Raw genomic sequence first — 10,314 nt, forward strand, 5'->3', positions numbered from 1 at the left:
CTGTAAGAGCGGAACCAAGACCAGCCCTGACCGCAGCAACGGATATGCCCACCTCACCCCGCCCCAAAAAAGAAGCTTTTATGACAAAAGTTCGGTAGTCCCCAGCGACCCCCGTCTTGGCTATGTAACGCGCTCAACACCGCCAAAAAAGGCGACGTCAGAGCCGCAAGCAGGATGCCAGGAGTGGGGCGAATGGGAACTATGGAACGTTACTCGAAAGTCGGCATGCAGGAGCTCGACCAGCGCCTGTCAAAGATCGTCGAAGCCGCACGCAAAAAACCGGTCTCGGTCTACCGCTATGGCGCACCGTGGGTATGGATCGTCTCCCAGGACGACTGGCAAGGCGCGCTCAAGGAAGTCTCCAGCTACATCCCCGCAGGCCATTCACTGGTCTTGCTGCGCCCGCAGATCGACGACATCCTCGACCTCCACCGCGACCTGCTCCAGGCCCAACCCGGCACCCAGATCGCCCCCCAGACCGTCTTGCAGATCCTGCTGCTGCAACTCCTGTACTCAGTCCCCAACGAACAGCAACTGCACGAACAACTCAACTACAACCTGCTGTTCCGCTGGTTCGTCGGCCTCGACCTGAACCAGAAAGTCTGGGGCATCAACCTCCTGCAACGCGACATCGCCACGTTCCTGAACAACCCGCAGGCGGTGCAGTTGATCCAGAAAATCATCGGTGAAGTGTTCTGTGGCGCCTTGCTGCACATGCCGGAGTTCTCCCTGAACTTCGCCCTGCTGCACACCTGGCTCGCCCGGCACGGCAGCACCTCGATATCCAGCAATTGAACAGGCCAAACGCCGGGCAAACGGCGACGGCAATCATCTTGAGTAAACCAGGGGGCGGTGTGGAGCATCTGTTCAAATCAACGCTGGCGCTGTGCTGGCTGACGCTGGGTGCACTGGCGCAACCGCTACAGGCCGAAGAGCAGGGCACCCAGCCCGAGCCTCCGGCACGGCTGGTGGACGTCAACGAGTACTTCGTGCGCGGCAACACCGTGCTCGACGCTCGTGCGATCGAAGAGGCGGTGTACCCGTTTCTCGGCCCGCAAAAGACCCTCGCCGACATCGAAGGCGCCCGGGATGCCTTGCAGAAGATCTATCAGGCACGCGGCTATCAGTCGGTGTTCGTCGAACTGCCGGAGCAGAAGGTCGATGACGGAATCGTCTACCTGCAGGTCAGCGAAACCAAGGTCGGGCGCGTCCGCGTGGTAGGCGCCAAGCACTATTCGCCGGTGGAAATCCGCGACGAAGTACCCGGCTTGAAGGAGGGCGCGGTTCCGGATTTCACCAGCGTGCAAACCCAACTCGCCGGCCTCAATCGCAGCGCCGGGCGGCAGGTCACGCCGCTGGTCCGCGAAGGCCAGCGCCCCGGCACCATGGACGTCGACCTGCAGGTGGAAGACCAGAACCCCTGGCACGCCAGCCTCGGCCTGAACAATGACTACAGCGCCGACACCAAGGAGCTGCGCAGCGTCGCGACCCTGGGTTACGACAACCTCTGGCAACTGGGCCACAGCATTTCCCTGACCTACTTCACCGCACCCCAGGACAGCGACAACGCCAAGGTCTGGTCGGGCTCCTACACCGCGCCGCTGACTGATCGCTGGAGCCTGCAGTTCTCCGGTTATCAGTCCGACAGCAACATCGCCACCATCGGCGGCAGCAACGTGTTGGGCAAGGGCCATTCCTACGGCGTGTCGGCGATCTACAGCCTGCCGGCCAGTGGCAATTGGGCCAATTCGTTCTCTGCCGGGGTCGACTTCAAGGACTTCAAGGAGCAGATGAAGTTTGGCGGCAGCACGGACGATATCCCGCTGAAGTACGCACCGCTGACCTTCGGCTACAACGGCTACCGCTACACCGAGCAGTCGCAATTGGGGCTGGGCTTGAGCCTGGTGGTGGGTACCCGCGCGTTCTTCGGCTACGGCAGCGACGCCGAGGAGTTCCAGTACAAGCGTGACAAGGCCAGCCCGAGTTTTGCGGTGCTCAAGGGTGACCTGAATTACACCTACACCTTCGGCAACGACTGGCAGTCGGCGTCCAAGGCCGGCTTCCAGCTGGCCTCGGGGCCGCTGGTGTCCAACGAGCAATATTCCGCTGGCGGCGCTACGTCGGTACGCGGGTATCTCGCCGCCGAACGCACCGGTGACGAAGGCTACCTGTTGTCCCAGGAGCTGCGCACGCCGTCCCTGGCCAAGTTTCTCGGCAGCTACGTGCAGGAGTGGCGCTTCTACGCGTTTGCCGAAGGCGCACGCCTGCGCCTGCATGACCCGCTGCCCGAGCAGGAAGACGAATACAGCCTGGCCAGTGTCGGCCTCGGCACCCGCGCCAGTTTGAGCAAGTGGTTGTCCGGCAGCCTGGATTGGGGCTACCCGCTGCTTGAAGGCCCAAATACCCAGAAACAGGACTCGCGACTGCACTTCAGTGTGCAGGCGACTTTCTGACCCCTTTTTTCGGAGACTCCTGACATGCAACGCCTATTTCTGAGCCTGTTGATCTGCCTGGGCTTCGCGCTCCCGGCCACCGCCCATGCCTGGTGGCAGGACGATTGGCACTACCGTAAACAGATCACGGTGGACACCACCTCCCAGGGCGCAGCCATCAGCCAGGCCCTGGGCCGCACCGCGCTGCTGGTGCGCCTGCACACCGGCAACTTCAGCTTTGACGGGGTCAAGGACGACGGCGCGGACCTGCGCTTTGTCAGCGCCGACGACAAGACCGTGTTCAACCACCAGATCGAAAGCTTCGACCCGCTGATGGGCATGGCGCTGATCTGGGTCGATGTGCCCAAGGTCGAAGGCGGCCAGCGCCAGGACCTGTGGATGTACTACGGCAACCAGAAGGCGCCGGCCACCGCCAACGGCCAGTTGACCTTCGACCCGAACTACACCGCGCTCTACCACTTCGACGGCGCCAACGGCACGCCGCCCCGGGACACCACGGCCTACGGCAACACTGCCGTGAACGCTACCGGTGCGAGCATCGACGGCGTGATCGGCCGGGCCTTGCAGTTCAGTGGCCAGCCGTTGCTGCTGCCAGCCAGCCCGTCGCTGCAACACGCAGCGGGCGGCGCCTTCACTTTCAGCGCCTGGTTGCGGGTCGACCAGGCCAGCGGCGAGCAAGTGGTGGTGGCCCGTCGCGAGGGCGCCCACAGCCTGTTGCTGGGCTTGAACCAGGGCATGCCGTTTATTGAAATCGACGGCCAGCGCGCCGTCTCGACCCAGCCGCTGAACCCCGGCCAATGGCAGCACCTGGCGTTCACCGCCGAGGGCGACAAGGTCTCGCTGTACGTCAACGGCCGTGAGACCGCGACCCTCGCAGTGGCGATGCCGGCGTTCAATTCGCAACTGGCCATCGGTGCCGATTTGCCGGAAGCCGCCGGCGGGCACCTGCCGTTTACCGGGGCCATGGACGAACCGCGCTTGTCCAAGGTCGCGCGCCCGGCAGCCCTGTTGCTGGCCGATGCCACGGCCCAGGGCGCCGAGTCGAAACTGGTGGCCTATGGCGTGGATGAAGAACAGTCGGGCTTCGGCTTCGGCAGCCTGGGGTTCCTGCTCAAGGCGGTGCCGGTGGATGCCTGGGTGATCATCCTGGTGCTGGTGGGGATGATGTTCCAGTCGTGGTTCATCATGCTCCGCAAGAACCGCCAGGTCAGTCGCGTGAGTGCTGCCAACGATATCTTCCGCGAGCAATTCGCACAGATCGGTACGCGCCTGGAGATGTACTACGACGACGCGTTGCTGGCCGAGCGCCTGACCCATTCCTCGCTGTGGCGCCTGTACCGGGTCGCGGTCAAGGAAATCCGCACTCGCCGCGCCCAGGGCGCCGACACCTCGTCGGTCTCGGCAGCCACCATCGAAGCCATCCGCTGCTCCATGGACGGCGTGCGTACCCGGGAAAACCAGCAACTCGGCGCCAAGCTGTCGACCCTCTCCAACGCGATTGCCGGTGGCCCGTATATCGGCCTGCTCGGCACCGTGCTGGGGATCATGGTGGTGTTCCTCGGCACGGCGATGGCCGGCGACGTGAACATCAACGCCATCGCCCCGGGTATGGCGGCGGCCTTGCTGGCCACGGCCATGGGCCTGTTTGTCGCGATCCCCGCGCTGTTTGGCTACAACCGCCTGATTACCCGCAACAAGGAAGTCAGCGCCGACATGCGCGTGTTCGTCGACGAGTTCATCACCCGTCTGGCGGAGATGCACGGCGAGAGCCAGCACAGTGAAGCGGCGCACCGTCGCGACCACCACGCCCACGTCCCGGCCTGAGGAGAATCAGCATGGCTTCCGTGAATGCCTCCCACGACGATGACGATGACGCACCCGTCGACAGCATCAACATCACGCCCCTGGTGGACGTGCTGATGGTGGTGTTGGTGATGTTTATCCTCACCGCCACCGCCCAGGTCTCGGGGATCCAGATCCACCTGCCCAAGGCCAGTGCTTCGGTATCGCTGTCCGAGGCCAAGACCAAGGCCATCTCGGTGAACGATGGCGGCCAGGTGTTTCTCGACGCTTATCCGGTGACCTTGCCTGAGCTGGAAGAGCGCCTGCGCATCGAGAAAGCGCTGAACCCGGACTTCCCGGTGATCGTGCGCGGCGACGCCATGGTGCAGTACCAGAAGGTCATCGAAGTGCTCGACCTGCTGCGTCGCCTGGAGCTGTCCCAGGTCGGGCTGGTCACCGGCAAACCGAGCCAGGGCTGAGTCATGACCGCACAGATGCCGATCACGCCGACGCCCCTCAAGAACAAGCCGCCATTGCGCCCGCTGAAGTGGGGCATTGGCCTGCTGCTGGGCGCCGTGGCTGCCTGGTTTCTCTGGCAGTGGGCCAATGACATGAGTGGCGTGCGCCGTGAAGCGCCCAAGGTGCCGACGATTATTCCGTTGCCGCCACCGCCACCACCGCCGCCGGAAAAACCCAAGGAACCGGAGCCCGAGGTGCAGGAGAAAGTCCCCGAGCCGGAGCCCACGCCGACCCCCGACGAGGTCAAGCCCGAGGAAGAGGCACCGCCTTCGCCAGCAGACGACCTGGCCAACCCGATGCAGATCGACGGCGACGCTCAGTCCGGTACCGACGGTTTCAACATCGGTGCCGGCAAGGGCGGCGGCATGGCCGGTTCCGGTGGTGGCGGGCTCGGTACCGGGACGTTCAAGCAGTACCTGGCCGGGGTGTTCCAGCGCCTGCTGCGGGAAGACCCGGAGCTGCGCAAGAAGGCCTACACGGTGCAGGCCGACCTGTGGCTGAGCGCAGACGGCGAGGTGACGCGCGTGGAGCTGGCCAAGTCCAGCGGCGACGCCGACACCGACGCCCAGGTGCTGGCCGCATTGCGTGCCACACCGCGGCTGAAGGAACGCACACCCACCTCAATGACCCTGCCGGTACGCCTGTCCCTCAAGGGCCGGCGCCCGGATTGATCGAACCCTTTTTTGCAGTTTTCTACAGGAGTTGTGTGCAGATGATTTCCCACGTGAATCGATTGACCCTGGCGGTCGGCATGGTCATCGCGACCCTGGTCGGCCAGGCGACGGCCGCCGCCGCGCCTTCGGAAAACGCCACGATCAACCTGATCCGCCTGCTGGTGCAGCAAGGTGTGCTCAAGCAGGAACAGGCCGACGGGCTGATCGCCCAGGCTGAAAAAGAGGCTCAGCAGGCACGTCAGGCCAGCACCGCCACGGCAGTAGCGGCAGGTCCAACTGCGGCCCCCGGCGATGTGCGGGTGCAGTACGTGCCGGCAGCGGTGCGCGACCAGATTCGCGACCAGGTCAAGGCCGAGGTCATGGCCACCGCCAAGCAGGAAAACTGGGCCCAGCCCAACACGTTCCCGGAGTGGGTCTCGCGCATCAGCTTCGACGGCGATATTCGCCTGCGGGATGAGTCGCGCTATTTCTCGGGCAACAACAGCAATGAAATCGTCGATTACGCCAAGCTCAACGACAGCGGCCCCTACGACGTGAACAAGAACACCAACACCCAATTGCCGCCGCTGCTCAACACCCGCGAAGACCGCGAGAACCTGTTCCGCCTGCGCGCCCGCCTGGGCATGAAAGCCGTGATCTCGCCGGAATGGACCGCCGGCATCCGCCTCGGCACCGGCAACGACAACAACCCGGTGTCCACCACCCAGACCCTGGGCGGCGGCTTCGGCAAGAAAGACATCTGGCTCGACCAGGGCTACCTCACCTGGAAGACCACCGACTACATGACCCTGACCGCCGGACGTTTTGCCAACCCGTTCTATTCCACCGACATGATGTATTCCGGCGACCTCAACTTCGACGGTGTGGCGGCGATCTTCAACCACAAGCTCAACAGCGACTGGGGCCTGTTCGGCACCCTCGGCGCGTTCCCGGTGGAGTACAGCCCCGACACCGCCACCACCAACGGCTTCGACAAGGACGAGAGCGAAAACAAATGGCTGTTCGGCGGGCAGATCGGCGCCGACTGGAAGATCAACCGCAGCAACAGCCTGAAGGGCTCGATGGCCTACTACCACTTCGGCGATATCCAGGGCGAACGCTCCAGCCCTTGCTCGCCGTGGGCCGGCCAGCCGGCGTGCGATACCGATGGCACGCGCCTGGCCTTCATGCAGAAGGGCAACAGCGTGTTCCTGCTGCGAGACATCACCCCCAACCCGGCAACGCCTGGCCTGACCCCGCAACCGCAATTCGTCGGCCTGGCCTCCAAGTTCAATGTGCTGGACCTCAACCTGGCCTGGGACAGCGAGCTGCCGGAAGACCTCAAGCTGCGCAGCCAGACCAACTTCATCCACAACCTGGCCTACGACAAGGGCGAGATGCTCAAGCGCAGCGAAGGCCAGATCGTCAACAACCTCAACCGCGACGGCCAGTTTGAAAGTGGCGGCAATGCGCTGCTGGTGCAGTTCACCCTCGGCAGTGCGCTGGAGATGCGCAAGAAGGGCGATTGGAACGTGCTGGCCGGCTACAAATACATCCAGCCGGATGCCTTGCCGGACGGCTTCAACGACTCCTCGTTCCACCTCGGCGGCACCAACGCCAAGGGCTATTTCATCGGCGCCAACTACGGCCTCGACAAGAACATCTACGCCAGTGCCCGTTGGCTCAGCGCCTCCGAAGTCTATGGCGCGCCGTTTGAAGTGGATGTCATGCAACTGGAACTCAACACGCGCTTCTGATGCGCCGGAGAAAGCTCATGAACACGCGAATTTGCGGCCTGCTTCTACTGCTCGTTACCACCGGCGCTTCGGCTGAAGGCATGGAGGAGCGCCTGCGCACTCAGCTGCGCAGCACCACCCAGCAGTTGCAGGCGCTGCAAAGCGAGCAGGCCCAGGCCAGTGCCGCACGCATCGCCGCCGAAACCCAGGCCAAGCAGGCCCAGGCGCAGGTCAAGCAACTGACCGCCGAACTGGAAAAGACCCGTGGCGTGGCCGAGCAACTGGTGGGCCAGCAACAGAGCCTGCACAGCCAGGCCCAGGCCCAGGTGGCCGCGAGCAATGAGCAGGTGGGCAAGTTCAAGAAAGCCTATGAAGACTTGCTGGTAATCGCCCGGGGCAAAGAAACCGAGCGCGCACGCTTGCAGGCGCAACTCACGGAACGTGACACACAAGTGCAGCAATGTTCAGTCAAGAATCAACAGATGTACGACGTGGCCCAGCAGTTGCTGACGGCCTACGAAAAAATCGACGTGGCCGACGTGATGAGCATCCGCCAACCGTTCGCCAGCAGCACCCGGGTCAAGTTCGAGGAACTCGCCCAGGGTTTTGGTGACGGCCTTTACCTTAATCGGTTCGATGCTCCACAGACCGTCACTAATCATTGATCGACAAGGAAGATACCCCTATGAGCGACGTACAACTGATCACCAGCGTGACCCCGCAAGCCTTGACCGAGCTGCTGCAGGAAGCCGGCTACCGGGTCAACCAGACCGAGCAGAACGGCATCGTGCAATTGCTCAGCGCAAGCCAGGGCATTGGCTTCGCCGTGCGTTTCGGCAACCCGGCGGCAGAGCAGGGCAGCTACGTGGACTTCACCTACAGCTGCGCGCTGCGGGTGCAGGGCGAATTGCCCGAGGGGCTGGCCCAGGTCTGGAACGCTTCCCGACGTTTTGCGCGGTTGTCGTTGCAGGGTGAGTTCCTGCTGATGGAGATGGACGTGGTGGCCGCCGGCGTGGGTGCGCCGTACTTGCGCAATCAGCTGGAATTGTGGGACCGCCTGCTGCAGGAATTCATCGTCTACCTGCGTGAATACAGCCAGCAAGCCGCCCAGCTCCAGGCCGGGTCCGCGCCTGCTGTCGACGCGCGCGAAGAGGCGCCTGCCCTGTGAAGAAACCAACCCTGGTGGTCGGCGCTGGCGCCCTGGTGGTGCTGGCGGTCGCGGTGGGGTTGAGCCTGCGGCCGGGCAGTGACCCGGTCGCAGCCCAGCAGCCGGCGCCGGTGGCCGTGAAGGACGGGCCGGCGGTGGCGCGCCTGGGCAACCAGCAGATCGACCTCGCCGAACTCAAGTCGGTGTTGGCCGCCTTGCCGGTGGAAACCCGCGAGCAACTGCGTGGCAACCGCGGCGCCCTGGAAACCTGGCTGCGTTCGCGCCTGGCGCAAAAGGCCGTGCTTGAACAGGCCGATGCCCAGGGCTGGCGGCAGCGCCCGGAGGTGGAGCAACAGACCCGCGCCGCCACCGAGCAGATCGTGTTTCGCGACTACATGTTGTCCGTCAGCCAGGTGCCGACGGATTACCCCAGCGCCGCCGAATTGCAGCAAGCCTATGACAGCGGCAAGGCACAATGGGTGACGCCGCCGTTGTACCAGGTCAGCCAGATTTTCCTGGCCGTGAGCGACCCGCAAACCATCGACAATGTGCGCCGCCAGGCCCAGGAGTTGAGCCGCAAGGCGCAGGCCTCGCCAGGCGAATTTTCCGCCCTGGCCAGCCAGTATTCCCAGGACCCCGACAGCGCCCGGCGCGGTGGCGATTCCGGGATGCAGCCGTTGCAGCAATTGGTGCCTGAAATGCGCGGTGTGGTGGCGCGGCTCAAGACGGGCGGGGTGTCGGAGCCGGTGCAGAGTGCGGCGGGTTTTCACGTGCTCAAACTCACTGGGCAACAACCGGCGCGCACCGCCACGCTGGATGAACTGCGGGGCCGCTTGACCGAGGCCTTGCGTGCGCAACGCCAGGAGCAGATTGCCAAGGCCTACCTGGAAGGCATGCTCAATACCGCGACCTTGAGTATCGATGGCGCCGAGCTGAACAAGGTGCTGGAGTAAAAAACCGTATCGCCGCATTGGATGCACAGTACCCACAAGACAGGGAGTCTCCCATGGTATTTGTTGAACCGGCTGTACCCCACGGCGTCGCGCCTTATCGTGCGTCGACCGAATCCCGCGAGGCCTGGCTGGCCCTGGCGGCCGCCATCGAGCCCGAGGTGGCGCAGTATTTCCTGATCAGCGCCCGCTGTGGGTGTTTCATGCAGGCGGCTCGCAGCCTCAATATCAAGGCCACGCAGTTGCGCAAGCGCCTGGCGCAGCTGGAAGAGCAACTGCGGCGTTCGCTGTTCAGCTATCAGGGCAATGTCCTGGCCCTGAGTCGTGAAGGGCAGCAGTTGCAGGCGCAGTTGATTGCCCTGGCGCATGAGCGACGCTTGCCGGTGCTGGAGCAACCGTTGATTCGGCTGGCGGTTGCCGAGTCGATCCTGCATGACATTCTGGGGCGGGACCTGATTGCCCTGTTGCGGCGCAATGCGAGTGTGCGGTTGGAGATCATTTCCATCGACAGCGAGTTGGGGTTGCAGGCGCTGGATGCGGATGTGGTGGTGTGGTTGTCGGGGATGGATTCGCCGGGGGCGGGGCCGAGTTTTGCCATTGGGGCGCCGGAGGTGTTGGCGCGTTTGGATTATTCGCCGCATATTGCCAAGCGGTATTCGCGGTTGGCAGTGCGGCCGGACAGTATTGAAGACCTTGCGGATTATATGTTGGTGCAGTGGCAGCCGGACCGGCAGGTGGAGGCGCTGCGGCCGTGGAATAGCCTGGTGGAGCAGCGGCTGGCGGGGGTAGTGCGGGTGGAAGCGTATCCGCTGATGCTGGAGATGATTCGGTGCAGTGCGTGTATTGGGTTGTTGCCGCGGTACATGAGTTGTTTTGATCGTGGGTTGACGGCGTTGGATGGGGTATTTCTGGAGGGGATGCAGCGGCAGGTCTGGATGGGGGTGAGTGCTGATGTGCGGCATCCGCTGGAGGTGGGGTGGGTGGTGGAGATGATTCGGAATACGTTTCTTGAGCGGGGGGAGTGGTTTGATTGATGGATTGATTGATTGATTGATTGAGTACATATCCGTTGCT

At 63.6% G+C, this 10,314-nt stretch carries 10 protein-coding genes; all 10 read left to right on the forward strand.

Going from position 1 to position 10,314, the window contains the following annotated elements:
- The first annotated feature begins 201 nt into the window (after positions 1 to 201).
- The 10 genes from HX869_RS30075 to HX869_RS30120 are packed head-to-tail and all read left to right on the forward strand — an operon-like array spanning position 202 to position 10,274.
- Complete coding sequence (locus HX869_RS30075; RefSeq protein ID WP_003211546.1) at positions 202 to 795, forward strand: transposase; 594 nt, start codon at positions 202 to 204, stop codon at positions 793 to 795.
- Between the two features lie 59 nt (positions 796 to 854).
- Entirely contained in the window at positions 855 to 2,453 is a 1,599-nt protein-coding gene (locus HX869_RS30080; protein WP_008430334.1) for a ShlB/FhaC/HecB family hemolysin secretion/activation protein, read from the forward strand.
- A 24-nt stretch (positions 2,454 to 2,477) separates the two neighbouring features.
- Entirely contained in the window at positions 2,478 to 4,277 is a 1,800-nt protein-coding gene (locus tag HX869_RS30085) for a DUF2341 domain-containing protein (RefSeq protein WP_178904099.1), read from the forward strand.
- Positions 4,278 to 4,288: 11 nt separating this feature from the next.
- Positions 4,289 to 4,714, forward strand: coding sequence for a biopolymer transporter ExbD (locus tag HX869_RS30090; RefSeq protein WP_003211540.1), 426 nt, complete (start codon positions 4,289 to 4,291; stop codon positions 4,712 to 4,714).
- A gap of 3 nt (positions 4,715 to 4,717) precedes the next feature.
- Positions 4,718 to 5,425: an energy transducer TonB gene (locus HX869_RS30095; RefSeq protein ID WP_087694075.1), complete on the forward strand. Its 708-nt coding sequence runs from the start codon at positions 4,718 to 4,720 to the stop codon at positions 5,423 to 5,425.
- A gap of 41 nt (positions 5,426 to 5,466) precedes the next feature.
- The gene (locus tag HX869_RS30100) at positions 5,467 to 7,164 is read left to right on the forward strand and encodes a putative porin (RefSeq protein ID WP_178904100.1); all 1,698 of its coding nucleotides are present in this window, start codon (positions 5,467 to 5,469) and stop codon (positions 7,162 to 7,164) included.
- 17 nt (positions 7,165 to 7,181) lie between these two features.
- On the forward strand, positions 7,182 to 7,808 hold the full coding sequence (locus HX869_RS30105) for a hypothetical protein (RefSeq protein ID WP_008430322.1): 627 nt from the start codon (positions 7,182 to 7,184) through the stop codon (positions 7,806 to 7,808).
- Between the two features lie 20 nt (positions 7,809 to 7,828).
- Entirely contained in the window at positions 7,829 to 8,311 is a 483-nt protein-coding gene (locus tag HX869_RS30110; protein WP_134326873.1) for a YbjN domain-containing protein, read from the forward strand.
- A complete protein-coding gene (locus tag HX869_RS30115; protein ID WP_178904101.1) occupies positions 8,308 to 9,243 on the forward strand; it encodes a peptidylprolyl isomerase in 936 nt (311 codons plus the stop codon). Before HX869_RS30110 ends, HX869_RS30115 begins: the two co-directional genes overlap by 4 nt.
- 53 nt (positions 9,244 to 9,296) lie before the next feature.
- Entirely contained in the window at positions 9,297 to 10,274 is a 978-nt protein-coding gene (locus tag HX869_RS30120) for a LysR family transcriptional regulator (RefSeq protein ID WP_003211527.1), read from the forward strand.
- Positions 10,275 to 10,314: the final 40 nt, after the last annotated feature.

The organism is Pseudomonas sp. P7779 (assembly GCF_013386315.1).
Lineage (GTDB): Bacteria > Pseudomonadota > Gammaproteobacteria > Pseudomonadales > Pseudomonadaceae > Aquipseudomonas.

Excerpts from the sequence above, each read along its gene's own strand:
- HX869_RS30075 (WP_003211546.1), top strand. The coding sequence starts at position 202 with ATGGAACGTTACTCGAAAGTCGGCATGCAGGAGCTCGACCAGCGCCTG.
- HX869_RS30085 (WP_178904099.1), top strand. The coding sequence starts at position 2,478 with ATGCAACGCCTATTTCTGAGCCTGTTGATCTGCCTGGGCTTCGCGCTC.
- HX869_RS30090 (WP_003211540.1), top strand. The coding sequence starts at position 4,289 with ATGGCTTCCGTGAATGCCTCCCACGACGATGACGATGACGCACCCGTC.
- HX869_RS30095 (WP_087694075.1), top strand. The coding sequence starts at position 4,718 with ATGACCGCACAGATGCCGATCACGCCGACGCCCCTCAAGAACAAGCCG.
- HX869_RS30100 (WP_178904100.1), top strand. The coding sequence starts at position 5,467 with ATGATTTCCCACGTGAATCGATTGACCCTGGCGGTCGGCATGGTCATC.
- HX869_RS30105 (WP_008430322.1), top strand. The coding sequence starts at position 7,182 with ATGAACACGCGAATTTGCGGCCTGCTTCTACTGCTCGTTACCACCGGC.
- HX869_RS30110 (WP_134326873.1), top strand. The coding sequence starts at position 7,829 with ATGAGCGACGTACAACTGATCACCAGCGTGACCCCGCAAGCCTTGACC.
- HX869_RS30120 (WP_003211527.1), top strand. The coding sequence starts at position 9,297 with ATGGTATTTGTTGAACCGGCTGTACCCCACGGCGTCGCGCCTTATCGT.